The organism is Algoriphagus sp., from assembly GCF_030694375.1.
Taxonomy (GTDB): domain Bacteria; phylum Bacteroidota; class Bacteroidia; order Cytophagales; family Cyclobacteriaceae; genus Algoriphagus.
Window position 1 is genome coordinate 189,280 of record NZ_JAUXYL010000007.1, and the last position, 24,205, is coordinate 213,484.

Annotated in this window: 21 protein-coding genes; 5 read left to right on the forward strand and 16 right to left on the reverse strand. The window is 44.8% G+C overall.

Annotated features, from left to right (window positions below; translation table 11 throughout):
• Positions 1 to 99 precede the first annotated feature (99 nt).
• Positions 100 to 1,002: an NAD(P)-dependent oxidoreductase gene (locus Q8M62_RS02040; RefSeq protein ID WP_304901357.1), complete on the forward strand. Its 903-nt coding sequence runs from the start codon at positions 100 to 102 to the stop codon at positions 1,000 to 1,002.
• A 58-nt stretch (positions 1,003 to 1,060) separates the two neighbouring features.
• Here Q8M62_RS02040 and Q8M62_RS02045 read toward each other — a convergent pair whose 3' ends face one another.
• The gene (locus Q8M62_RS02045; protein ID WP_304901356.1) at positions 1,061 to 1,609 is read right to left on the reverse strand and encodes a C40 family peptidase; all 549 of its coding nucleotides are present in this window, start codon (positions 1,607 to 1,609) and stop codon (positions 1,061 to 1,063) included.
• Between the two features lie 305 nt (positions 1,610 to 1,914).
• Between Q8M62_RS02045 and Q8M62_RS02050 the strand changes: the two genes are divergently transcribed.
• Positions 1,915 to 3,432: a M20/M25/M40 family metallo-hydrolase gene (locus tag Q8M62_RS02050; RefSeq protein WP_304901355.1), complete on the forward strand. Its 1,518-nt coding sequence runs from the start codon at positions 1,915 to 1,917 to the stop codon at positions 3,430 to 3,432.
• Between the two features lie 84 nt (positions 3,433 to 3,516).
• Here Q8M62_RS02050 and Q8M62_RS02055 read toward each other — a convergent pair whose 3' ends face one another.
• Positions 3,517 to 4,239: a DUF502 domain-containing protein gene (locus Q8M62_RS02055; protein WP_304901354.1), complete on the reverse strand. Its 723-nt coding sequence runs from the start codon at positions 4,237 to 4,239 to the stop codon at positions 3,517 to 3,519.
• Between the two features lie 129 nt (positions 4,240 to 4,368).
• On the reverse strand, positions 4,369 to 6,639 hold the full coding sequence (locus tag Q8M62_RS02060) for a helix-turn-helix domain-containing protein (RefSeq protein ID WP_304901353.1): 2,271 nt from the start codon (positions 6,637 to 6,639) through the stop codon (positions 4,369 to 4,371).
• 110 nt (positions 6,640 to 6,749) lie between these two features.
• Here Q8M62_RS02060 and Q8M62_RS02065 point away from each other — a divergent pair, with 110 nt between their 5' ends.
• Entirely contained in the window at positions 6,750 to 7,370 is a 621-nt protein-coding gene (locus tag Q8M62_RS02065) for an FMN-binding negative transcriptional regulator (protein WP_304901352.1), read from the forward strand.
• Between the two features lie 123 nt (positions 7,371 to 7,493).
• Here Q8M62_RS02065 and Q8M62_RS02070 read toward each other — a convergent pair whose 3' ends face one another.
• Complete coding sequence (locus tag Q8M62_RS02070; RefSeq protein ID WP_304901351.1) at positions 7,494 to 9,098, reverse strand: DUF748 domain-containing protein; 1,605 nt, start codon at positions 9,096 to 9,098, stop codon at positions 7,494 to 7,496.
• A gap of 222 nt (positions 9,099 to 9,320) precedes the next feature.
• Between Q8M62_RS02070 and Q8M62_RS02075 the strand changes: the two genes are divergently transcribed.
• Positions 9,321 to 10,118 (forward strand): endonuclease/exonuclease/phosphatase family protein, encoded by a 798-nt coding sequence (locus Q8M62_RS02075; RefSeq protein ID WP_304901350.1) that lies wholly within the window; start codon positions 9,321 to 9,323, stop codon positions 10,116 to 10,118.
• Entirely contained in the window at positions 10,115 to 10,960 is an 846-nt protein-coding gene (locus Q8M62_RS02080) for a DUF1080 domain-containing protein (RefSeq protein WP_304901349.1), read from the forward strand. Before Q8M62_RS02075 ends, Q8M62_RS02080 begins: the two co-directional genes overlap by 4 nt.
• 243 nt (positions 10,961 to 11,203) lie before the next feature.
• On the opposite strand, the gene Q8M62_RS02085 is transcribed toward Q8M62_RS02080, so the two are convergent.
• The 12 genes from Q8M62_RS02085 to Q8M62_RS02140 all read right to left on the reverse strand — a co-directional run bounded on the left by Q8M62_RS02085 (position 11,204) and on the right by Q8M62_RS02140 (position 24,202).
• Positions 11,204 to 12,610, reverse strand: a complete 1,407-nt coding sequence (locus Q8M62_RS02085; RefSeq protein ID WP_304901348.1) for a Gfo/Idh/MocA family protein — start codon at positions 12,608 to 12,610, stop codon at positions 11,204 to 11,206.
• 222 nt (positions 12,611 to 12,832) lie between these two features.
• Positions 12,833 to 13,042: a DUF2892 domain-containing protein gene (locus Q8M62_RS02090; RefSeq protein ID WP_304901347.1), complete on the reverse strand. Its 210-nt coding sequence runs from the start codon at positions 13,040 to 13,042 to the stop codon at positions 12,833 to 12,835.
• Positions 13,043 to 13,198: 156 nt separating this feature from the next.
• Entirely contained in the window at positions 13,199 to 14,236 is a 1,038-nt protein-coding gene (locus Q8M62_RS02095) for a hypothetical protein (protein WP_304901346.1), read from the reverse strand.
• Between the two features lie 22 nt (positions 14,237 to 14,258).
• Entirely contained in the window at positions 14,259 to 15,011 is a 753-nt protein-coding gene (locus Q8M62_RS02100) for a DUF6503 family protein (RefSeq protein WP_304901345.1), read from the reverse strand.
• Between the two features lie 159 nt (positions 15,012 to 15,170).
• Positions 15,171 to 15,899 carry a hypothetical protein gene (locus Q8M62_RS02105; protein WP_304901344.1) on the reverse strand — a complete coding sequence of 243 codons (729 nt, stop codon included), beginning with the start codon at positions 15,897 to 15,899 and terminating at the stop codon, positions 15,171 to 15,173.
• Positions 15,900 to 15,903: 4 nt separating this feature from the next.
• Entirely contained in the window at positions 15,904 to 17,229 is a 1,326-nt protein-coding gene (locus tag Q8M62_RS02110) for a glycosyltransferase family 87 protein (RefSeq protein WP_305668004.1), read from the reverse strand.
• On the reverse strand, positions 17,226 to 18,110 hold the full coding sequence (locus Q8M62_RS02115; protein WP_304901342.1) for a hypothetical protein: 885 nt from the start codon (positions 18,108 to 18,110) through the stop codon (positions 17,226 to 17,228). Before Q8M62_RS02115 ends, Q8M62_RS02110 begins: the two co-directional genes overlap by 4 nt.
• 38 nt (positions 18,111 to 18,148) lie before the next feature.
• Entirely contained in the window at positions 18,149 to 18,979 is an 831-nt protein-coding gene (locus tag Q8M62_RS02120) for a KilA-N domain-containing protein (RefSeq protein ID WP_370690567.1), read from the reverse strand.
• A 154-nt stretch (positions 18,980 to 19,133) separates the two neighbouring features.
• Positions 19,134 to 19,826 carry a glycosyltransferase family 2 protein gene (locus Q8M62_RS02125; protein ID WP_304901340.1) on the reverse strand — a complete coding sequence of 231 codons (693 nt, stop codon included), beginning with the start codon at positions 19,824 to 19,826 and terminating at the stop codon, positions 19,134 to 19,136.
• A 9-nt stretch (positions 19,827 to 19,835) separates the two neighbouring features.
• On the reverse strand, positions 19,836 to 21,305 hold the full coding sequence (locus tag Q8M62_RS02130) for a cellulose synthase family protein (RefSeq protein WP_304901339.1): 1,470 nt from the start codon (positions 21,303 to 21,305) through the stop codon (positions 19,836 to 19,838).
• Positions 21,306 to 22,850: a 4Fe-4S binding protein gene (locus tag Q8M62_RS02135; protein ID WP_304901338.1), complete on the reverse strand. Its 1,545-nt coding sequence runs from the start codon at positions 22,848 to 22,850 to the stop codon at positions 21,306 to 21,308. It lies immediately after the preceding gene.
• Positions 22,847 to 24,202, reverse strand: a complete 1,356-nt coding sequence (locus Q8M62_RS02140) for an NAD(P)/FAD-dependent oxidoreductase (protein ID WP_304901337.1) — start codon at positions 24,200 to 24,202, stop codon at positions 22,847 to 22,849. The genes Q8M62_RS02135 and Q8M62_RS02140 overlap by 4 nt, the downstream gene beginning before the upstream one ends.
• Between the last annotated feature and the right edge of the window lie 3 nt (positions 24,203 to 24,205).

The window sequence follows — 24,205 nt, forward strand, 5'->3', positions numbered from 1 at the left end:
CCTTTGGTCTAGTTTTGCCTTGATTTGGATTGCAGCGCTTGGTAAATTCCCGCCACAAGCCATACTTCAGCTAAAAATCAGACCTAAGCAAAACCCCCCATGTCCAAAAAACGCATATTCTTCACCGGAGGATCAGGAAAAGCAGGAAAGCACGTGATCCCTTACCTACTCGAACAAGGATATCGGGTAATGAATGTTGACCTCGTGCCATTGAAAATTCCCGGCGTGGATAATCTGACAGCGGATATCACAGACTCCGGACAGATGTTTAATGCTATGAGTTCGTATGCCGGCTTGGATGAATTGGAAGCAGGAAATGGGGTACCGAAGTTTGATGCGGTGGTTCATTTTGCCGCTGTGCCCCGAATCCTGATCAACCCGGACAATGAAACTTTTCGGGTCAATACCCTGGGCACCTATAATGTGATTGAGGCTGCAGTCAAGCTTGGGATAAAGAAGGTCATCATCGCCTCCTCCGAGACGACCTATGGCATCTGCTTCTCCGACGGCAAAACCGACCCCAATTCACTGCCTTTGGAGGAGGACTATGATGTGGATCCCATGGATAGCTATGGCTTATCCAAGGTGGTAAATGAGCAAACTGCCCGTGCCTTCCAGCGCCGATCGGGGATTGATATCTATGCCCTTCGGATCGGAAATGTAATTGAGCCCCACGAATACGCCGAATTGTTTCCTAATTATTTCAAAAACCCGGAAGTACGTCGGCGGAATGCATTCTGTTACATCGACGCCCGGGACTTGGGCCAGATTGTGGACTTGTGCTTGAAAAAGGATGAGCTTGGCTTTCAGGTTTTCAATGCCGGAAATGACCACAATGGCGCTATTATCCCGAGCAAGGTCTTGGCTGAACAGTTTTTCCCCGGCGTGCCACTTACCCGGGAATTGGGAGAGCATGAGGCCCTGTTTTCCAATCGAAAAATCCGTGAAGTGTTGGGATTTAAGGAAAAGCACAACTGGCGAAACTATGTGAAAGCGGAATAGCCCTGAATGCCCAGGGCCTTGAGGCTTGGCTGAGCAATCACCGAATTAATCCCTTATCTCAAATCACACGGATCGCTTTCACAAAGCGGCGGGTATAGCTTGGCTTAGACAGGTCGGTAAAGATGACTCTCATCTCAGGTCCTGAGGAGGCATGAATGAATTGACTTTCCCGGCCATTTTCACTGGTGACAATTCCGATATGACCAACCACATTTCGGGTTGGGCTCAGAAACAGCAATAAATCTCCCTTTTGGACATGCTCAATCGGGATTTCTTGACCGAAATTCTGGAAATCCGCTGTAGTACGCGGCACTTTAATATTGAAATGCCGGAAAACATAGTGGACAAATCCGGAGCAGTCAAACCCATCTCTTCCGGAGCCCGCAGTGACATAGGGCGTTCCCAGAAATTCAATTCCATAGTCCACGATGCTATTTTTCAAGGAGTCATCCTTTTGCACTGCAACTAGTGGGCTTACCGTTTCGGGCAATTGGACTGGAGTATTTACTGCATCAGACTTTTCGTAGAATACAAAGCCCAGCGAGAAAATAATCAGCAACATAAATGCGAATTTTCCAATAAACGGGAGTTGGCGTCTCTTTATCATAAGGGGTGAATTGCGTAAATCTACTGTTTTAGCCGTCAAAGTCAAGCTTTAAGCGATTCCACACACCTCAGTCAATGGAATGCAAAGGACATGTGGTGGGGTAGCTCTCCGCCGATTTACGGGCTAGCACGGGGTAATAACCAAGAAAATTAAATTTGGATTCCAAAAGCGGTACAAGTTCCCGATTATTTAGGGGCCTGGCCCATTGGCAGCCAAACGTTCAGCTTTGGAAATATCCGTTGCATGGCCACCTGCTTTTGACTATTTTTCTTGCGTTTACACTTGTTGATTAATTGCCACCTACCATGAGAATTACAGCCCTTATCTGTTTCCTGCTTTTATCCCTGTCACTTCAGGCTCAAAAAACTGAACGCGCACAGCTCGAAGCGCTCACCGTAAAGCAGTGGCAAGCTGCCATAAAACTGCTCAATGACCTCGTTTCGATGCCGAATGACGCGGTGTTTCCGGAGCAGATCGAAGAAAATATAGTCTGGTGTGAAAATGTCTTCACTGCCAGAGGCTGGACGCAGGAGCGACTGGAAACAGGAGGAATCCCCTTGCTTTTGGTGGAAAAAAAGCGGCCGAACTCGAAAAAAACTGCGCTCTTCTACTTCCATGTCGATGGTCAGGCCGTAGATCGAAGCCGTTGGTTTCAGCCGGATCCATATATCCCTGTCTTAAAAGAGCAAAAAGCGGACGGAACTTGGGAGATCATTCCAATGGATCGACTGAATAAAGAATACAATGCAGATTGGCGGATTTTTGCCCGGTCCAGCTCGGATGACAAAGGACCTTTGGCCATGTTTATCAGTGCTTGGGATGCTTTGACCCAAGCGGGAATTTCTCCTGATTATTCGATCAAGATTATTTTGGACTTTGAGGAAGAGCAAGGTTCGCCGAGACTTCCTGCAGCCGTGATTCAATACAAGGAAAAACTGACCGCTGATCTGATGCTGATCATGGATGGCCCCCAGCACACCAGCAATAAACCTACCCTCAGCTACGGCGCAAGAGGAATCTCTGAATTGTTTCTGACGACCTATGGCCCAAAGCTTTCTCAACATAGCGGACACTATGGGAATTATGCGCCCAATCCTGCCCTGTTGCTTTCTCAGCTTTTGGCTTCGATGAAAGATGAAAACGGCAGAGTCATAATACCGGGATTCTATGAGGGAATTACCCTGAGCGAATCGGAAAAAGCCGTCCTCAATGCTGTACCTGATGATGAAGTCGCCATCAAAAAACGCCTTGGAATCTCCCGAACTGATCAGGTGGGACAGAGCTATCAGGAGAGCATCCAATATCCTTCGCTGAACATCCGAGGAATGCGTTCGGCTTGGGTAGGTCCTGAGGCTCGGACCATCATCCCTGAAGTGGCCGTGGCCGAGCTCGATATGCGACTGGTGCCGGAGTCCGATCCGAAACGGCTGTTTGGACTGATCGAAAACCACATTCGGGAGCAGGGTTTTTACATTGTAGAAAAAGATCCTACCGATGAAGAGCGCATGAAGTATCCCAAGATCGTCCGAGTCAACAAATCTATTTCGTATCAGGCATTTCGAACCCCGATGGATTCCGAGGCAGGCGCTTGGCTGAGAAAGAGCATGAATCGGGCATTTGGTACAGACCCGGTTCAAATCCGGATTTCCGGTGGGTCAATTCCCATTTCCCCTTTTGTCGATGCATTGGGGATTCCGGCAGTCACCATCCCCACGGTCAATGCCGACAACAATCAGCACAGCCCAAATGAAAATCTCAGATTGGGCAACTACAAAGACGGGATTGTGACCATTATGAGCGTGCTCACCGAACCGATGTATTGATTCGCTCGAATAAGCTGCATAAGGAATTGACTCTTTCAGCAAAAGAAACTAGGTGAATAGACAGTAAGAGCTGAGTTTCCTTTGCTACTCGTCATTCTCGGGATTGGTATCATTGACTATGGGAAATCGCTTGACTTCATCCAGTTCTTCGACTTCCTCTGTCTTTTCTCTTGCCGCAAACAAGACTGAAGAACCCGTCCCCATTCCCATTATCGTCCGCATGGCTTTTTCAGGCTCAATATCCAAAAACCTCATCTGGGTTGAAGGCACATGGTAAATATTCCCGTTCATCGGATTTGGTGCAGTAGGGACAAAAACGGTATAGATTCCATCACAGGCCTTTTCGGTAATAAATCCTGTCAAAAGCACTTCGGTGTTGTATGCATCAATAAGCACTACCTGACTGAAGGGCATTTTCTTAAGTCCTGAAAATTGCGCGATGGTCTCTTGAAGCGTAGAATAGAGTGGTATTCGAAGTAAGTATCTGCCTTCAAAAATTTTAAACGATTTTTTACTCCTGGCACTTCTCAGAATTAATCCTATCGTGAAAATAAATACCACCAGGATCAACAAGGCCAATAAGTTTATTAATAACGCATGCTTCTCGGCATTTTTGTCCAATAAGGCACTGATTGGAGATACAATATTAAAAACAAACTTAAAAATCAGGGAGAGTAAAAACAGGATAATGATTGTTGGTAAAACCAATAATAGCCCGTCCAAGAGGGTCTTGATAAAAAATGGTTTGGACCAAAATTTATCCAATGGGATATTTTTATTTGGGTTTGGATGCGTAGAATTTTCCATTGATTTATTTCTGTTTGTCAGCCTAAGAACCGAAGATTTAAGTCAGTTTTATGAGAAAAGTATGCCAAGCCCTCCAATACCGGTCAACATATCCATTGGACTTCCAGAAAAAGAAAAACTTCCTCCCCGCTAGTCCAGGGTATTTCGCTCTAAATTCAAGACCATCCTCAAGGTACCGTAATCATACTTCCCTCCGAAATGCTCGAAGTAATGCTTGAGCGAATCATATTTCCCCGCTTCAGCCTGAATTTCCCGGATGTCCTGTTCGGCTACCAATTGTTCCATTTTAAGCACTCCCGACTTCACTCCAAATGCCAAATGCCCCATGATCGTCGACAGGGCAAACTCCCGCTCTGTGGCGATTTCCTGTGGATTTTTACCCTCCAAAAACAGCCGGACGCTGATCGACTTGGAGTCTTCCTTCTTTTCCTTGGGAGCTTTGGTTTTTTTTTCTGTGGATTTCTTACGACCGGTTTTGGTACTCGATTTTGGTTTTTCGGGGAGGGTTTTTCGGATGGTTTCCACGATGGATTTTCTCAAAGCAGCAATTTGCTGATCCAAATCCGGCATCCTTCCGGTAATTTCTCCCTTCAAAATAGCCTGAATCAGGCGGCCGCTTCTGGCTATTCCCAAGTACTTCCCGAGCAGTTCCAACTCCAATTCTTCGAGTCCGTTTTGGTAGGATTTGATTCTGGAAAACTCCTCCACCTTCACCTCGTGAAGGATTAACTTTTCCAAAATCCCCCGGAGTAAATCCAGGTAGTAGCCCGTCCCCTTTTCGACTCTAGCCAACAGCTTTTCCTGATCGCCCTCCTGCAGCAAAAACAATAGCTGCGAACGGAATTTCCGGGTGTTTTCTCCTTCCGATTCCAGGGCTTGAAAAATCACAGACAGGTCTTTTCTCAGACTCTCATCTTCAAACTCCAAACCGCTTTCATGCTCCTTGGTAAATTGACTGAGGGATTTGAGTAAGCTTCCAAACTCAAACGTATCCTGAATCAGCTGAGTCAAATACTGACTTTGGCGGGCGGTAAGCAAGTCGCTCAGGCTCTCCTGAAGGCCGGTACCAAGCGTGAAATCCACCACTTTGGGATCAGAATAGATCATATCCGCCTGCACCCGGGTCCTCAAAACCAGACCGTCAAGGCTTCTCAGGCGGCTGAGCGCGACATAGACCTGCCCCGGAGCAAAGGCCTGCCCCACATCGATGATTGCCCGATCAAAAGTCAGTCCCTGACTTTTGTGCACTGTCACGGCCCAGGCGAGCTTGATGGGAAATTGAGAAAAGGTCCCGATCACTTCCTCTTCCAACTCTTTGGTGTCGGGGTTGATCCGGTATTTTTTGTTTTCCCAAAGTTCCTTTTTCAATACAAATTCCTCATGGGAGTCATCCATCTCCACTGTGATTTGCTCCTTGTCCAGCTTGATCACGGTGGCAAGTTTTCCATTGAAATAGGAAGAAAGCCCCGAGGTGTCATTTTTGATAAACATCACCCGCGCAGCCACTTTCAACTCGATGGTTTGGGGAAGCGGAAACAGGTTTTCGGGAAAGTCCCGCTCTACCTCAGCATCATAGAAAAATGACGGAGCGTCCAAGCTTCGCAACTCCCGCAGGTTGAGCTCATCGGCCTTGTAGTTGTGCGTGGTCAAGGTGATGCAAGGGGGCAGATCGCGGATTTGGTCCAAGGTCTTGAAATGTTGATTCAGTACGCGGACGTCTTCGGGAGTAGCCCGGTTGTCCCGGAGGTTGTTCAAAATGCGGATAAACACATCGTCCTGCTGCCTGAAAATCTTATCCAGCTCGAGGTAGATCATCCCGGAATTTTGCAGTGCCTTGGCCTCAAAAAAGTGCATGGAATTGTAAAACCGGCTCAAAACAGTCCATTCCTGATCTTTGACCACAGGGGGCAATTGATATAAATCTCCAATCAGCAATACCTGAACTCCTCCAAAAGGAACCTGATAGTTTCGCTTGACGCTGCGCAGTCGATAATCTATCGCGTCCAAAATATCCGCACGCAACATACTTACCTCGTCGATCACCAGCAGATCAATGCTCTTGAGGACATTTCTCCGAAACTGATTCAAGGGATGTCGCCTTGCGAGGGTCTGCTGGGTGAAGAAGCCATGATTATCCGTAAAGTTTCCCTCAGCCTCCCGCGTAGGAAGAAAAGATCCGAAAGGAAGCAGAAACTGGGAATGGATGGTCACACCCCGGGCATTCAGCGCAGCTATGCCTGTCGGTGCTACGATAACGAATCGCTTGTGCGTCAAAAGGCTAAGCTCCCTCAGGAAGGTGGTCTTGCCCGTTCCCGCCTTTCCTGTCAAAAAAATCGGGGCTCCGGTATTATTGACAAATTTTGCTGCCAACTGAAGCCTGTCAGTGGATTGGTTTTCCATCCAACTAAAGTAAATTTTTCAAATGAAAAAATCCCTATTTACATTCAAAAGGAAAGAAACTTTTGTCTGAATGCTTCGAATTCCACAATTTTAATCCACAATTCATCCCCATGTACATCCACCCGCTTAATTCCTGGAAAAACGACCCGGAAATCCATGATTTCCTTCGAAAAAACGCATTTGCCACCCTGGTGACTCAAGTGAATGGGCGGCCTTGGGCCACTCATCTGCCCTTCGTTTTGGATAAAAATTCAGCCGGAGAGGTCATTTTGAGCGGACATCTTGCCAAAGCAAATCCCCAATGGAAATCCCTGGCCGGGATGGAGGATGTTTTGGTGATTTTTCAGGGACCTCATGCCTACATTTCCTCCTCCTGGTACAATCATGAAAATGTGCCAACCTGGAACTACCTCGCTGTGCATGTCTATGGGAAAATCCGGATGATTGCCGGTGAAGAATTGATGGATCACCTCAAGAAGTTGGTTGACACATATGAAGCGGATAGGCCAAATCGCGTCCGGGTGGAGACGATGACCGAGTCCTATGTACAAAGTCAGGTGAGAGCATTGGTAGGATTTGAAGTGAAAATCGAGGAAGTGCAAGCCAGTGCAAAGCTGTCACAAAATCGGGACGAGGTGAATTATAAAAGCATCATCCAAAAGCTGGAAGAGAGCCCCTTTCCTTTAGAAAAGGAAATCGCTGAGGAAATGCGGAAAATCAGACCTCAGTAGCATCCGGGGGGCTTTTCTCAAAAATATTCTGAGAAAAATATGATTTATTCCCTCATGTCTCGGGGCAAAGGACCTATTTACCCAATTTCTCTGCGCTCTGAAAAAACGCCGGCATCCCGGCTTTTACTTTTCTGAATTACCCATTATCTCTTTTGCGACGCCACCGGGCACGATAGTCATCATGCCTTGTTTGGTGCTGGACCATACCAGGTGAAATGGGCCCCGATACCGGTTTCTTTGAGTGGTATAGTTGGCAGTCATGTATCTTTTGTCCCCGGGCATATTGTTGGAATTCAAGGCAATATTGGCAATGGTAGACATCAGTTTGCTTTTCTTTTGCGAGCCCTTCTGATACATCTCAATTTTCAGGTCCGAATAGTCAAATCTGAACAGGTTGGTGGACCGATAGACATCCGCATGAATCTTTATATTCATCCTCACCAGATTCCCTGACACGATCTCCCCATTCATTATCGGTTTCAGGATTTCATTGATTTTAGTCAGCCGAAATGAGGTAAAATCAACCACCATATCAAATTCGTCCTTGTCGTATGGAACACTGAGGTCTATGTTCAAATTTCCGCTTCCTTCAATTTTGGCAGTGAATTTCCCGTCAAAGTGCTTGAAGAGGGTTTGGAATTCCGGGATAGTGGTAATGTTGACAAAATTACCGTTGAGATTATCGAGGTGAAACTGCCAAGTTTGGTTTTTGCCGGGCACGGATTCTCCGTAGACAATCGCTCCATTTGAGACTTTCAGTGTGTCCAGTTTGAGGGGGAAATTGACTTTTTGCAACAAGCCCTGGAAAAGTGATTTCACTTCGTTGGGAGGTCTCGGCAATTCCTTATTTCTGAAATCTTCCAGAAAAAGCCCCAAAACCTCAAGTTTCTGCGCTCTGATATCCAAATTGGAATACAGATTACTGTTGGCTTCAATCCCTGACAGGATCAGGGAATCCAGGCTAAATTCGATCAGATCAACCTGAAGATCCATTTTGGAGGAAGCCTTTTGGATTCCTTCAGGATACTTGAGCGAAATCAAATTCATCTGAAGCTGTTGGTTTTTGGTATCAAAGCCAATTTTTCCCGTTTTGAATTTTTGACCATTTCCCATGATATAGTCCAGGCTGTCAATCGAAATCAAAATCCGCTCATAATCGAATGGAATCGGATAATTCCACTTTAAGGAATCGGTACTTAGCTCATTGGCTACAATATTCAGGTTATTCAAACTGCCAATCTGATCCTCCCCAAGCATCATCCTCGCGCTTGCCCTTCCCAATTGGAAATTCCGGATCATTCCTCTGGACAAAATATCTCCAAAAAGACTTTGCAAAGCCGTGGCGGGTTTTGCCTCTTTGTTATTTTCCAGCGGAATGTGAATAATAAAATCCGGCTGGGAAAAGGATAAGTTTTGGACTATCAAGTCCCTTTGCATGATAAGTTTGAGAACATCCACTTGACTCAGTAAAACCTGCACTACTTTACCTTCTACATAAACTCCCTCAAGCTCCCCAAAAGGAGTAATTTTCACCTCATTAATGAGAATCACCTTTCCAAAAAAATCCACATCAATTCTGTCAAATTTAAAATCGTATTTTCGATCGGGATTGGAGTTAACTATGGATTCCAGATTTTCATTAATCCAGGATTTCCCCCAGTAAACTCCTATTCCAAAAAGAACAAGAAGTACGACTACGAGTACTGCAAAAATCTTTAAAAACTTCATAGTTGGTATATTTGGACAAAATCAGCGAAGCAAGTTGACTATCAATCCCTTTCCTCTTAAAATTCAGGAAACTTAGCTTCGGAAAATTTTGACGGCTCTATCAGGAATATTAGTAGGATATAAGTTTAAGGATTCTTGAAAAGAATAAATAGCTTGGAAAAATTCTACCTCCCTTTATCAAATTTGGCTACTAGAGTAAATTACATTTTAATACATTTGAGAATGAAGCAATTTTTCTTCGCTTGGATTGCAAGTTTTATGCTAGCGTCCCCCCTTTCGGCCCAGGAAATTAAAATTTTAACCTACAATATTCTTCACGGAGAACGTGCTGATAAACCTACTACTCCAAATCTACCTGGTTTGGCAAACCTCCTGATTCAAATTCAGCCTGAAGTAATCGCACTTCAGGAGGTCGACAGCATGACCCTGAGATCCGCAAGCATCTATGGGGAACGTATGGATTTTATCAAAAACCTCTCCAGGGAAACCGGATACAAGGGCTATTTCGGCCGAGCCATGGAATATGACAGTGGGGCTTATGGAGAAGGTGTTTTGGTGAAAAAAGGATCAAATTACCATACGCTCAATCTGCCAAATCCGGCAGGAGGAGAACCTCGGGCTATAGCTTGGGTAAAAGCGGAACTCAAAACCCTGGAAGAATTTTATTTTGGGTCCACTCACCTCTGCCATGAATTTGAAGTCAACAGGATAGCTCAATTGGACTCTATTCTTTCTTATGCGGATTCGCTGGATAAGCCTGTGATCTGGGTCGGTGATCTTAATTTCACGCCCGATTCACCGGAATATAGCCGGATTCCAGCCCATTGGAAGGAGGCTGGTGCAGAAGCGGGAGACCTGCAAAACACCTATGGAACATATGATTCGGGGGCAAGAATAGACTACATCTGGTACGACTCCAGAAAATTTGAACTGGTGGAATACAAAGTATTGACTCACATCACTTTTTCTGATCACTATCCTGTATGGGCCGTGCTTCGGATGAAAAAACAAAAAGAATGAAACTAATCACACTTTACCGTTTTATCGCATTGGGAGGGGTGATCTTCCTTTGGAACTTCACGCTGCCCGAAAAGAAAAGTAAATGGCAGGAGCTATTTAACGGTAAAGACATCAACAACTGGGTGGTGAAAATCCGAACCCATGAGGTAGGAGAAAATTTTGCAAACACCTTTCGGGTGGAAGACGGAATGATGCAGGTCCGCTACGATGGTTACAGTCAATTTGACCGGCAATACGGCCATATTTTTTATAATAAACCCTTTTCGTACTATTTACTTCAAGTCGAATACAGGTTTGTGGGTGAGCAATGTCCCGGAGGCGAAGGATGGGCCCTGAGAAACAGCGGCGCGATGCTTCACTCTCAAGACCCAAAGACCATGCTCAAGGATCAGGACTTCCCGATCTCGATCGAAGCGCAGTTTCTCGGAGGAAACGGAAAAGATCCCCGTACGACCTGCAACCTGTGTACGCCCGGCACCAATGTGGTTTTGGCAGACACGCTCTTCACTCCGCATTGCATCAATTCCAGGTCCCAAACCTATCATGGTGACCAATGGGTTCAGGCTAATTTCATCGTCATGGGAGATGAGGAGGTTCACCATTTGGTCGGAACGGATACGGTTTTCAGCTATTTCAAACCTCAAATCGGCGGTGGAAATGTGAGTCCTGTAGACCCGGCTGTCAAGATTGACGGAAAACTATTGAAGGAAGGCTACATTTCCCTTCAAAGTGAAAGCCATCCGATTGATTTCAGAAGAGTGGCAGTGATCGACCTGACCAAGATCAAAGACAATCCCAAAAAACTCAGAAAAACGGTAAATCAAGCCTTAGGCAAGAATTAGAAAAACTGATTATCCGCTATTCTGCCATTTAAAATTTCTTCTTAGGTCGGGGAAAGGGAAAACCGGAGACCGAAAAGAGCCTGAAAATTAGAATTTAGGCCAAAGCCACGTCCTGATTTTACTTGACTCAATAGTTACAACTTAACCGAAATTGTTCATCCCTTTCAGGGTTGTTTATTTACCCAGGAAACCACAATCTTCTGTTTTCTTCTCCGGTCTTCCATCTCCAGTCTCCCGACTCCGCTACACCCGAACTTTCGTAGTCCCACCACCTTTCAGTGTAATGGGCACGGGAGGATTTGTTTTCCAGTTACCACCCGTAAAGTCAGGAACATCAATTGAATTGGATCGGTTGGCGACGGACCATTCACTCAGTGGCGTGATGCAGCTCCAAAGTGCCGCGTCATAAACATCCTGATCGAGCGGAAGTCCATTTCTCAGGCAATCGATCAGCCTCCAGTCCATCATGAAGTCCATTCCTCCATGACCTCCGATTTGCTTGGCCAATTCACCGACTTTTTGGACGATTTCAGGAGTGTATTTGGCTTGCAATTGTTTCATTTCATCCTCCTTCATCCAGCTATGCCCTTTGGAAACCTTCTGATCGGGGTACTTTTGCGCATAGCCTTCGGTGCCGCTGACTACATGAAGTCGGGAATAAGGTCGGGGTGAGGTCACGTCATGTTGGATCATGATGGTCTTTCCTTTTTTTGTTTTCACCACCGTAGTGTTCATGTTTCCACGGTAGTTTTTGGCCGCATAAGAATTCCAAAAAGAGTCCTCCATTGCAAGTTCCTGTGCTTTGGCTTTCATCTGAAAGTCATTGGAAGAAACTGAGGTCAGGTAATCCATCTGATCTCCCCTATTCACATTGAGAATCTGGCAAATGGGTCCGAGTCCATGGGTTGGGTAAAGGTTTCCGTTTCGGAAATTCTCTTCCAGTCTCCACATGCCCTGATATCCTTTGTCTTTGTCAAAATTCAGCCAAAGCAAATCGTGAATATAAGCTCCCTCCACATGCAATATCTCGCCAAAAAACCCTTCACGAGCCATCCTCAAAGTCATCATTTCAAAAAAGTCATAGCAGCAATTTTCCAGCTGCATGCAATGTTTTTTGGTTCGCTCAGAAGTTTCTACCAGTTGCCAACATTCGTCGAGTGTGCGGGCAGCAGGCACTTCTACAGCAGTGTGTTTGCCCGCTTCCATGGCGAAGACAGCCATTGGCACGTGCCATTCCCATGGGGTTGCGATATAGATCAAATCCAAATCCTTTCGCTCACACATTTTTTTCCATGCATAGGCACTTCCTGAGTAGAGCTCAGGACTATGGGGAGTTCCCGCAAGAGATTTTTTAACCTTTTCGGCACGCTCGGGAAGTAAATCACAAAGGGCTTTGATTTCCACTCCTTCGATTTTGCTGAGTCGGTCGACTGCACCGGGACCCCGCTGACCCAAGCCGATAATACCCACCCTGACAGTTTCAATTTTTGGGGCAGCAAAACCACACATATTGAAGGTTTGCATTCGAGACGCACCGTATTTTGCCTCGAGGGGTAAGGTATGTAGCTCTTCTGCAAGTGCACTTCCAGCGCCGAAGAGGCCCAAACCTGCCAATCCGGTGGATTTCAAAAATTCTCTTCTTTTATTCATGTGTTTATAATTTGATTTTTATTTGCCACATCTGCCTGCTCAAACCTACCCAGGCTGGAGCCGCGATTTTATGTGATAGATTTTTTTGCTATTTCCATAGGCTATTTAATAAAAAAATCAAAGAAGTCCGTACCGTAGATCAGAAAGCAAAAAAAACCGGAAGCAAACGCCTCCGGTCTTTCCCATAATTTGAAAGCACTATCAATTATCTTCACTCAACTTTTAAGCTGATTTGATTTTACAGGTATTCATTCCCAGCAGAGTATAAAGGGGACAGAAGCTTACCAAGCTCGTCAGTACAAACACTGCTGCAACCACAAGTCCTACTACTCCCCAAGTTCCAGTCACTGTTCCTGTGAAATAAAGTGCTACTAAGACAAGTGCCACGATTATCCGAATGGCCTTATCAACTCCTCCCATATTTTTTTTCATGAGTTCATCTGTTTAAGCAAAAACCTTTTTGCGAGATTGTATGCTAAAGCTAACTCAAGTTCTCAACCCTGAAAATGACAAAAGTCACAGAAGAAGGTGATTTTACGGTGTTTATAATTTGTCTTTGGGTGATCACACCTGCCTGCAGGCTCAATTTCAGTCAGTTGAAAAATACGCCCTCATGACCTCTTCCGCCATTTTTCCCTGTGGAGTGAAATCCGGCTCCCGACTGTGTCGCTCAGGATACCACTTCCAAAAAAATACCCCTGCCATCCAGGATTTCTTCCATGCAGTCTCAAAAAATGCTTCGTAGCAACGTGCCTGAACTTCTTCCGAAAACTGGATTTCCTTCCGCTCATTGGGCCAAACCCAGGGCTCAACAGCTGCATCCACGGTATTACAATATCCGATTTCAGTAAAAAGAACTGGCTTTTTATACTTTCTAATCACTTTTTCGATTCCCGGCAAGTGACTTTCCCAAGAAGCTTTTAATTCCTGGAGTGTAGGATTATGATCCTTAGCCAAAGGAAAATAAGCCTGAATTCCTATGTAATCCAGTGCATCCCAGAACTTCACTTTTTCAAATTCAGTAAAATTGGCAGCATAGGTGATTTTGCCTGAGTAAACTTTTCTCACTTCAGTGATGATCGCTCTCCACTCCTTTTCCCGCTGAGAAGTCTTTTCCAACTCGGTTCCCACACAGAGCATCGGCATGTTCAGTGTCTCTGCCAAGCGTGCATAATCCAGGATGAATGCCTGATAATTGGCAAACCAAATCTTCCAATCGGCCTCGTTGCCCATTTCGATTTCACCAACCCACCCTTCCCTGACCCACAGGTGAGGTTTCAGCATATTCATGATTCCCTTTGTGGCCGAAGAGTCAAAAGTGGTCTGAATCCCAACCGGAGTCTCTCCCCACCATCTCCGTTCATTGCTCATATCCCAGCGAATTTCCGGTGTGTTCTTTTGGCTTTGCCAGCCAAAAGGTGTCTGAGAGATGGCATTTGCACCTGTATTCACCAAGGCCTGAATTTCTCCACCCTGAAGGGGCTGACGACTCCCCACCCAACAGACGCCTTTCCACTTCTCCCCGGTAGAAATCAGGGTTTCGGCAGGGATAAAAAACCAAATTGAAAAACTCAATATGATCAAACCCACCGAACTGAAAAGGTACTTGCGGAACCAGAGCTTCATAAGGGTTTCAGTTGTGCTAAAATTATTTTGGTAGCGGTTTTACTACAATATTTTCCAAGATGATCTCTGAAAGTAATTCCAAGTTACCAGAAAGGTAGAGTTCTTGCATCTTTTCCACCGGAGTATTTTTGTCCTCAGGTTTGAGATTCAGGTAGTTTTGAAATCGGATCCCTCCAACTTCCATCACTTCACTAACCTCCCGCATACGGACTCCGCCGCCATCGGTATGATAGCTGTAAGCCATGAAATCTAGGGAATAATCTGCTACACCTATCCAATATAAAAACTCATCTTCGTAGTGCTCTCCGCCGCCCTCGGGTACAAAAGTGACTTTGATCAAATGATATTTTTTTTCATTGATTTCAGTTTCGCCCAAGTAGGTTTTCACTGCCGCCGCATCGTTAAGACCATATGGAAGGTATGCGAAATAGGCTACCGAGTTGATGGATCGTGAATAAGCGCCAATACGCTCCTCGGTAAGCGTATCAATCGGAGTACCGTCCAAGGTTCTTACAAAACCGGAATTATTGAGTACATCTCTGATGATTCCTGTTGAGTCGGAAAATTCCCGGATGTACTCAAAAGCAGTGGGAGTTTTGTAAATGGTATAGTGGATATTTCTAAAATCAAAATCAATGATGGAGCTTTCATAGAGCTCACCTCCATACGCCTCGATTGTAGCATCAACGATTTTTTCAGCCTCTGTTCGCTGGTTGCAGGAAAAGCCCAGAACACCGACGGCTAAAACAACTATTATGTAAATAATTTTTTTCATGAATTTTTAAATAACTGGAAATACTATGGAAACGAACTCCCCTGCGGGGAGTGAAATAAAATTGAAATATTTCGTATTCGATATTTCATTGAGCAACGCGAAATCTATTTCAATTGTATTTTTAATCTGGTATGTGAACTAGCATTGTTCTTTTAGAATCTACTTTAGAATCTGGTATTCCGAATATCGGTATTCTGCTCTTAGAAACAGCCTTTCATTTTTTTCGTTCACCCGCCAGCTTTCGCGCTTACCATGAAATTTGAACCCTTGTACTTCTTCCATGCTAAGGTTATTAACCAAGCTTCGGTGATCTTTCAACTGAACTTCATTGCCCACCATCAGCGAAGTCACTGGGTCAAAATAATACCACCATACATCTGAATCCAGGCCATAATCGACTCGAATCACCTCCACGACTTGCCCGCTTTCCAGCGATTTTTGACCTTCATAGAATAGCTTTGTTCCTTCATCAAGCAATTTCCAGGGTTGAGCGACCGTATAAAATGCCGCATCGAAATCTTTCCTTTTCGAGGCGAGAAAACTCGGATTCTGAACCTCATTTTCTCCCATCAAATACCGCATCCGTGTTCCATCCCAAGAGACAACATGAATAATACTATCCTTGGTCCAGGTAATTTTACCCTCAAAATAAGGTTTGAGCCTGAACTCATGCCATTGATCCAGTTCGCTTTCGATACTTCCATCCTCCTGGAGCAGCCTGGTCCATTTTCGGAACTTCAGACTGCTTATTTCGGACCATTTAGCTTCCCCACCGTGGGCCTCAATGGATTTTTTCAAAAGGCTTTTTGCCTGCTTTTCTGCATTTGGAGCACAAGAAAATTGAAGAAGAAAAACAAAGGCTAAGAGCAGCTGACAGCGAGTTCTCATCGGTTTAAATTAAGGTTTTTTTGGGGCGAAAGTAATCCAGGTAAGCCACCAGGAAAACGAGTAAATACTCGGCGAAAAGGAAAATCGGATTTTCCCTGAAGTCTGTATTTCCATAGGCATGATAAGAAAAAATTGCGGCAAAAGACCAAATCAAAAATGTGTTTTTATTGGTCAACAAGCTCAATCCAAAAGCCGGAATAATGTACCAGGGATGCACGATGGGTTGCAAAATCAGGTAGATGAGATAAATCAAAACCCATAAATCCACCAATTCAAGGGTCGAATTGGGTCTTCTTTTCCAAGAGAAAAAGACAATCCCGATAAGGGTCGCAAGCGAAAGGATTTTAGTCAACGTCTCGATAATGTTGTACCCCTGAATCCAAAAACCAACTTCCCGAAACAGGTAATAAAGGGAGGCATTGAACTCGAATTTTCCCTGATAGAGTCTGAGACTTTGAAAGAAATTCAGGTAAGATTGATCCACCCAAAGCCAGGCAAAACTCAGGATGACCGCGATTGAAACTCCTGACCAAAACGCGAGGTCTTTGCGGGTTTGGGAAGAAAATAAGAAGGACGGAGCAAGCATCAAGGGCAGAAGTTTCACCCCAATGGCAAGTCCCAAAAACCCACCGGAAAGGGCCATCTTATTGACTGTCATGCGATTAATACTCGCCAAAAGAAAAAGTAGCACCAAGCCCTCAAAGTGGAAATTTCCGATAATTTCCAAGATTACCAAAGGATTGAACCAATAGAGAATTAAGAGGCTTTCAGGCTTTCGGAATGTGCGCAAAAGTCTCACAAGCAGAAAAAACACGCCAATTTCGCCTAGAAGCAAAATCAATCTTAAACCTATAAACCCATTCCAGACAAAGCCATTTGAAGCTTTTGCCCCAATCCAAAAAATAACCTGATTCAGCGGAGGGTAGACTGAAAAGTAGTCTGGAGAATTGAGATTTTGAAAAAGCTGTTTCAGATAAGCATCATCCGGATTTTGGTTCTCCTCTTGCCATTCGCTTGGAATTTGTAGGTAGGGATTTTCGCCCATTTCCAATAATTCTCCATCCCAGAGGAATCGATAGACATCATCTGACCACTGTGGAGCAAAGCCAAAAACAGCCAGTCGAAATAGAATTCCGGACACAAAAATGCCTATCCAGTTTGTTTTCTCCCCGGTAATCAAAAAAGCCAATCCCATCCCTGCAAAGAGAAATGAGAAAATCAAAAAAGTAAGTGCGAATTCAGTTCGTGGGATTTGGGCTAAAATAAAAAGCAATCCAGCCATCAGCGGGACTACAAGATAGATCAGCCCTTGTTTTAGCTTCGGATTCAAAGCCCCAAATCCTTTCTCAAGGGCTCATAAACCTTCTCATTTTTATTCCAATAATCCATCATTTGCATCGTGGACCGAGTCGCTGTTGTCACTTCTTGTTGACCGTTGGTCTTGGTCCAAGTTTCGGTAAAACCGAGGATTTCATACGGGAAAAACTGCTGATATCGGATCGTGATTTTACGACCGATTTCATTGTAAACCACCTCAATCTCTGCCTGATTAGAGCCAAGCTCTTTTTTGGAAGTTGTAGCCTGCTCGGCCTTCAGAGGAATATGGGCAAAGCGCTGAAAAATCAGACTGGGGATTAATTTTTGATTTCCCATCGGGACCAAGTCGGGATTTAGCCGAATCAGGTTGAATAGCTCCTCCTCAGCCATTGCGTTGATTTTGGACTCGGTATCGCCTTCCGACTCGAAATAGGAAAACTGCTTCGCATGATAGTTTCCGTTTTTGAAATTGAGCTGGGTAAATGCCTGACCACACCATTCGGTCACAGAAGCTGTGAGTTTGGGTGAATGGACCTCGTCATATATTGGTGTAAAAACCGAGAGCATGGTGTTGTAGGGATAAACACCGGTCAGAAATTCCCGCGTCATATTGAGTTTGATCACTTTCTGGGCGTCAGCGCGATTGTCCTCCGGCTTATCCAATTTGACCTGTTTCTTCCTGGAAAAATCTTCTGTAACAAAAATCATCACTGCTTTTCCGCCCCTGACTTCGCCATATCTACTTTGCTGCAGGTCGAATACGTTGATTTCCGCTTTTCCCTGATACCAATAGTTGGCAAACTGGGTTTCATCCACGCCTTCACGGCTGGAAGAGCTGCAAGCCGAAAAGAGAGGAATCATTACTATAAAGAACCCAAATAGCTTATTTTTCATTATCTATTCAATGTTTTGACCAAGCAGGCCGATCCTATTTAGTTGATTTTTTTTAGACTCACACTATTGACCAAAGATGTCATTTGTGTTATAGCAATCTGGTTGAGTTGAAGCAAACGATCGGACGATTCCAAGCCCTGACGGATTAATACCGCGTTGATACTTTCCAGATTTGAAAGTACAACCAATTGCTCTAATGTGGCAAAATCCCGGATATTACCTTTCGCCTCAGGATTCTCAGTTCTCCATTCTGCGGCCGTCATACCAAAGAGTGCTAAGTTCAAAAAATCTGCTTCGGAAGCATAAACCATGGAAGGATTTGAAGTGATTCTTTTTGGGATGAGCTTTTCTTTAATGGCATCGGTATGGATTGTATAGTTGACTTTGGCAAGAGTCCGCTGGAGATTCCAGTCTAGTTTTTGGCGATTGTTTTCGTCTTCTTTTAGGCGCTGGAATTCTTTAATAAGATATAACTTGAACTCTGCACTGATCGCTGAGCCAAACTCAAATGCAATGTCCTTGTGGGCATAAGTACCCCCATATCGCCCTGCCTTTGAAAAAATTCCAATCGCATTGGTTTTTTCTACCCAATTCATCGGACTTAACACAAATGATGGTAAACCAGCCTGAGTTTTAAAGTGGTCAAATTCGACCACTTTAAAGTTTGGATTGTAAATTTTTTCCCATGAACCCAGAAACTCAAGTGTGTATCGAGTTCTTATCCAATTTTTGATCACATCCGCAGCCCGGCTTTCGTCAGTTTTGGCCTTAGCCATATCTGTTAGGCAGATATAATCTTGACCTTTGATATCAGTGATCGATACATTGATTTTCTGTACTTCTATAGCCTTACTACTTGCCATATTCATCAAATTTGGAAAAGTACACCTTCAATTCAAACATAAATTCAACTTAAAAGAATCTCGTCCAATTAAAATTGAGAAAAATTTCCCTCTAAAAACAAAAGAAAATTATTGAAAATGAATTTCCTCACCTATTCAAGTTTGAAGATCAAACCTTGATTCACCAGTACTTAAAGATCGTAAAAATAATCTTATACCCTGCGCCAAAGACCCCTTTCACAGTTCCACTGACTTTGGAAACACCGATTCGCTTGCGATAATTGACCGGCACTTCGGTGTATCGAAGGCCGACCTTGTGCGCTTTGATTTGCATTTCGATTGTCCATCCAAAGTTCTGATCAACCATATTCAGGTGGAGAAGCTTTTGCCAATCTATCGCGCGAAAAGGGCCCAAGTCCGAGAATTTAGCTCCTTGAATGTACTTCATCATTGTAGTCGCCAGCCAATTCCCGAAGACTTGAGGAAAGGTCATCGACCCAGCTTCCCGCTTTCCCAAAGCTCTTGAACCAATCACCATATCGGCTTTTCCGTCTAGAATCGGTTGTACCAATTCGAGCATCTCATGCGGGTAGTCACTGTAATCCCCATCCAAGAACACTACGATATCGGGTTGGATTTCCTGCGTTTTAATCCAATCCATTGCCGTGAGGCAGGCTTTACCGTAGCCTTTTTGAGCCTCAAATACGACCACTGCGCCGGCTGCATGAGCTGCATTTCCGGTTTGATCGGTGGAATTGTTATTTGCGACCACGATGTGCCGCACCATTTCAGGAATCTCTGCGATGACTTTTGGGATTGACTTTTCTTCGTTATAAGCAGGAATAATGACGTCAATGATCGGGGGATTTTGCATCAGCAGGAATTAGCGACCGAGGCCGTAAGATTTAAACGAGGTGATGAAAACAAGCGTGTAGCCAAACGCCAACATGCCATGAAAGGGAAGGAAAATAAAGTTGTTCTCCTTAAAAGCCAGCCACACCATTCCCCAAAAAACCAAAGCCAAGCCTCCTTCAAACCAAGTGGTGACCGGCATCCGGTGGAGGAGGTATCGATTGCTTGAAAGTTTCACTTTTCCCGACTCTAGATTGAATTTAGGTGTGCGGATAAATGGTGATTTTTTTCCTGACAATCCTTCCCATACGGCTTGAGCATTGTGCAAAGCCAGTCCCATAGAGACGGATAAGAACAGTGGCAACTGCCATATCACACCCAAAGCAGAGCTGACAAAAGATCGCTTCCCGTAGAAAAAAGATACCAGATAAACCGCAGCTATAATGACAAATCCTACGAGAAATATCCCGGAGATGCGTACCCAAACCTCTGGTAATAAGCCTTTTTGTCCTGCCCACCATACTCCAATGCTGCTCAAACTCGTCACCAGTACTGCGATGAAAATCGCTGAATTGAAAAGATGGGCGAATGAGTGGAATTTAACCCGAAAAGGAAGCTTTTCCTGACTCATTGCTGCTGCATGCTTCATGGCACATTCGGCACCACCTTTGGTCCAGCGGAATTGTTGGGACTTGATAGCGGACATGACAGGGGGTAATTCAGCGGGAGATTCGATTTCGGGGCGGTAGACAAACTCCCAGCCTTTTCGCTGGGCCCGGTAGCTAAGATCTAGATCTTCCGTCAACGTATCGTCATGCCAGTTGCCGGCATCATAAATGCAGCTTTTGCGCCAGATTCCTCCTGTCCCGTTGAAATTGATGAATGCGCCCTGATGATTCCTTCCCATTTGTTCGATGAAGAAATGAGCATCCAATGCAAAGGCCTGTAATCGGGTGAGAATCGAGTAATTTTGGTTGAGGTGCGTCCAGCGCGTCTGCACCATTCCTATTTTTTCGGAGGAAAAATAGGGAATGGTCTGCATCAGAAAGTCTCGATCCGGCACAAAATCAGCGTCAAAAATGGCGATAAATACTCCGGTTGCTTTTTCCAGGCCTTCCCGCAAGGCTCCGGCTTTGAAGCCTTTTCTGTCAATACGGTGAATGTATTGAAAGTTGATTTCGGGATAGTGTTTTAGCTTTTCCCTGATCAAATCCACTGTCTGATCTGTGCTGTCGTCCAGCAATTGGATCTGAAGCAATTCTTTGGGGTAATTAAGCTTTGCGACAGCATCTATCAATCGCTCCACGACATAAAGCTCGTTAAATACGGGAAGCTGAACGGTTACTTTTGGCCAAATTTCGGGAGATTTTTTTGGAACTTTGTCCCATTCTTTTCTGGCCTGAAGAAAATGAAAAAGCAAATGTCCCTGCGCCAAACTGTAAATCAGAATAAAAAGCATACCCAAGGCATACAGGCCGCACAGGAAATAAAGGAAAATCATTTATGCGTGGATCTTGATGGAGTCATTGCCGATAATAATCGGCAAGTCATTGATACGGTTTTCCTCTGGTCCATTTTCCAACTTCAGCACTCCACGCGGACAGACTGCAGAACAAACACCACATCCAACACAGGAAGAGCGCACAATGTTTTGGCCCCGCTGTGCATACCAACGCACGTCAATACCCATCTCACAATACGTGGAACAGTTGCCACATGAAATACATTGCCCCCCATTGGTGGTGATCCGAAAGCGGGATTTAAATCGCTGAACAATACCCAAATATGCTGCTAAAGGACATCCAAATCGGCACCAAACTCTGTTTCCCATAAAAGGATAAAAGCCCGTTCCCACCACACCTGCGAAAGCTGAACCTATTGCAAAACCGTAAAACGAATGTAGCTGGTTAGTTACATTTCCCAAAAAACTAAAGCCTGAAAAGTAATTGGCAATCGTCACCCCTGTCATCACCACTGCCAATACCAAAACGGAATGGACGATCCATCTTTCATATTTCCAAGCTTTAACGGACTTGTCAGAAAGCTGCCGAAAGGGATCTCCAACTGTCTCCGCCAGACCTCCACATCCGCAAACCCAGGAGCAATACCATCTTTTGCCAAAGAAGTAGGTGAAAACCGGAACTCCAATGATGATCAGCAAGATCCCCCAAATCAACATAAACATGCCTACTCCACCACTGGAGAGAAATGTGGCGATCTGGTAATCGTAGAAAAAATCGTAATCGAGTGGCCAGATATTTTTGAAATCGTAATAAGGCTGATTAAGCAAAACAAGAACCTCAGGAATCAGAAAAGCAAAAGCGGTCTGAAAAAACATCACCGAAGCTGTGCGAAGTTGTTGGTATTTATTGCCCCGATACTTTCGGAACATTCGTATTCCCATGACGATAATGGCCAGCGTGTAAATCAAGCCATAGAGAAACCATTGACTCGCCGGATTGCCTGAAATCATCTCCGAAATCGGATTGACCATCCAGACGAGATTGACCAAATAGGCGGGAAACCAGTACAACACCACGTAAAACAGAATCAGAAAGAAGCCTGTAATCATTCCGATCCAACCTCTATTTTTTAGCTTGGAATGGAAAATTCCATTGTTCTTGATTCCCTCGGGCTCGTCTGCATGTTGGCGGAAATTGTATAAAAAGCCACCTAAAACAGCCAAACCAATCGCCAGCGCAAAGAAAAGCCATGGACTGTCACGCACGGGACTTTTCAATCCGGCCTTTGCCAAGGCAAAACTGTAATCATCCCAAATGACTTCATCCCAAAGTTGCTGGGACTTCAAATCATCATTATATGCATTGAAATTTTCTCCGAAAGCGGAAAGAAAGGAAAAGTTGGAACTGTATTCCTGCCCATACATGGGCGCAAGGATTTCGGCCATTTTATCCTGATGAATAGCCTTGGTGTTTGCTTTTACCTGTTCTTCGGAAAGGCTGTAAGTTCCCAAAAACGGAATGACCAGAAAGGTGGTCAAACCAACCAAAAACAATCCCAAACCTATTTTTTCAATCCAAGTCATACTTTAGCTCCGAATAGTTTTTGAATGAATGTTTTTTTCGAAGGATGGAAATTTCCTCCAAATTCAGCTTTGAACGCTTCCTGAATTGAAATGTAATATGGTGCGAAAAACTCAGGGTCGAAATTCGCGTGCTTGAGTCGGGCCATGACTTTTCCACCGGACCACTTCTCACGGATTGCCCGATCCATCACTTCGTGACGAAGTCGGAACCCAAAATTATTTACTCCGAGGACTTTCCCTTCCAAATCCATCAACATGCGGAAACTCACTTTTCCGGAGGAATGCTCCCAATAGAAATTTTTCAATTGACCTTCTTCCCAAGTGGCCGGGACTGTACCGTAAGTTTGATATTCGATATCAAGGAATTTTGCAGAGTTGAACCAGACTCCCGGTCGATATGGAACAGGTTCATGGCAGAGATTATGCGCCAAAGTCTCTCCATGCATCCTGCCTGTGTACCAAACCTGCTCGATCGGGCGGCGATCCGGTGCAGGCGCTTTATCAAATTCCGCGCAATCGCCGATGGCATAGACATCAGGCACGTTAGTCCGGAAGTATTCATCCACTTTCACTCCCCGGTCGACTTCCAAGTCAGTATTTTTCAGAAACTCAATATTCGGGGTGACTCCGGCTGTAAGTCCCACAAACTGGCAATCGATCTTTTCGCCTTTGGATGTGATGACTGCGGAAACCCGTCCACTTGCATCGGAAAGAATCTCTTTCAATTCGCACTCCAGGCGCAGATCAACGTGATGCTCCAAGATATGTCTTCCGACGAGTTCAGACTCTTCCTTTGGCAAAATGTTATTCCAAAAACCGCTCTCACGAACCAGAAAGGTCACCGGGATCTTTTTATAAGCCAGCATTTCGGCCATTTCAATTCCAATCAAGCCTCCTCCCACGATGACGGCACGCTGGATACCGGACTGCGTATTTTCTTCCATTAGCTCCAGGTCTTGCTTTGAATACAATCCCTGAACCCCTTTTAATTCTTGGCCCGGCCAGCCAAATTTATTAGGCTTAGAACCTGTGGCTATCACCAAGGTGTCGTAAGGGAGCGTCTCTCCCGACTTGAACACCAAGGATTTTTTGGCGAAATCGACCGTTTCCACCCAAGCCTCTTTGAGCTCGATTCGGCTTTTGTCCCAAAAGTGGTTTTCATAAGGCTGCGTATGCTCGAATTTCATGTGCCCCATGAAGACATACATCAGAGCAGTTCTGGAAAAGAAGTATTTAGATTCCCCCGAAATCACTGTTATCCTGACACTGCTATCCATTTTCCGGAGATTTCGGGCACAGGTGACACCCGAGATTCCGTTACCGATAATGACTACATGAGGACTTTGAGGCATTGT

Excerpts from the sequence above, each read along its gene's own strand:
- Q8M62_RS02040 (WP_304901357.1), top strand. The coding sequence starts at position 100 with ATGTCCAAAAAACGCATATTCTTCACCGGAGGATCAGGAAAAGCAGGA.
- Q8M62_RS02045 (WP_304901356.1), bottom strand. The coding sequence starts at position 1,609 with ATGATAAAGAGACGCCAACTCCCGTTTATTGGAAAATTCGCATTTATG.
- Q8M62_RS02050 (WP_304901355.1), top strand. The coding sequence starts at position 1,915 with ATGAGAATTACAGCCCTTATCTGTTTCCTGCTTTTATCCCTGTCACTT.
- Q8M62_RS02055 (WP_304901354.1), bottom strand. The coding sequence starts at position 4,239 with ATGGAAAATTCTACGCATCCAAACCCAAATAAAAATATCCCATTGGAT.
- Q8M62_RS02060 (WP_304901353.1), bottom strand. The coding sequence starts at position 6,639 with ATGGAAAACCAATCCACTGACAGGCTTCAGTTGGCAGCAAAATTTGTC.
- Q8M62_RS02065 (WP_304901352.1), top strand. The coding sequence starts at position 6,750 with ATGTACATCCACCCGCTTAATTCCTGGAAAAACGACCCGGAAATCCAT.
- Q8M62_RS02070 (WP_304901351.1), bottom strand. The coding sequence starts at position 9,098 with ATGAAGTTTTTAAAGATTTTTGCAGTACTCGTAGTCGTACTTCTTGTT.
- Q8M62_RS02075 (WP_304901350.1), top strand. The coding sequence starts at position 9,321 with ATGAAGCAATTTTTCTTCGCTTGGATTGCAAGTTTTATGCTAGCGTCC.
- Q8M62_RS02080 (WP_304901349.1), top strand. The coding sequence starts at position 10,115 with ATGAAACTAATCACACTTTACCGTTTTATCGCATTGGGAGGGGTGATC.
- Q8M62_RS02085 (WP_304901348.1), bottom strand. The coding sequence starts at position 12,610 with ATGAATAAAAGAAGAGAATTTTTGAAATCCACCGGATTGGCAGGTTTG.
- Q8M62_RS02090 (WP_304901347.1), bottom strand. The coding sequence starts at position 13,042 with ATGAAAAAAAATATGGGAGGAGTTGATAAGGCCATTCGGATAATCGTG.
- Q8M62_RS02095 (WP_304901346.1), bottom strand. The coding sequence starts at position 14,236 with ATGAAGCTCTGGTTCCGCAAGTACCTTTTCAGTTCGGTGGGTTTGATC.
- Q8M62_RS02100 (WP_304901345.1), bottom strand. The coding sequence starts at position 15,011 with ATGAAAAAAATTATTTACATAATAGTTGTTTTAGCCGTCGGTGTTCTG.
- Q8M62_RS02105 (WP_304901344.1), bottom strand. The coding sequence starts at position 15,899 with ATGAGAACTCGCTGTCAGCTGCTCTTAGCCTTTGTTTTTCTTCTTCAA.
- Q8M62_RS02115 (WP_304901342.1), bottom strand. The coding sequence starts at position 18,110 with ATGAAAAATAAGCTATTTGGGTTCTTTATAGTAATGATTCCTCTCTTT.
- Q8M62_RS02120 (WP_370690567.1), bottom strand. The coding sequence starts at position 18,979 with ATGAATATGGCAAGTAGTAAGGCTATAGAAGTACAGAAAATCAATGTA.
- Q8M62_RS02125 (WP_304901340.1), bottom strand. The coding sequence starts at position 19,826 with ATGCAAAATCCCCCGATCATTGACGTCATTATTCCTGCTTATAACGAA.
- Q8M62_RS02130 (WP_304901339.1), bottom strand. The coding sequence starts at position 21,305 with ATGATTTTCCTTTATTTCCTGTGCGGCCTGTATGCCTTGGGTATGCTT.
- Q8M62_RS02135 (WP_304901338.1), bottom strand. The coding sequence starts at position 22,850 with ATGACTTGGATTGAAAAAATAGGTTTGGGATTGTTTTTGGTTGGTTTG.
- Q8M62_RS02140 (WP_304901337.1), bottom strand. The coding sequence starts at position 24,202 with ATGCCTCAAAGTCCTCATGTAGTCATTATCGGTAACGGAATCTCGGGT.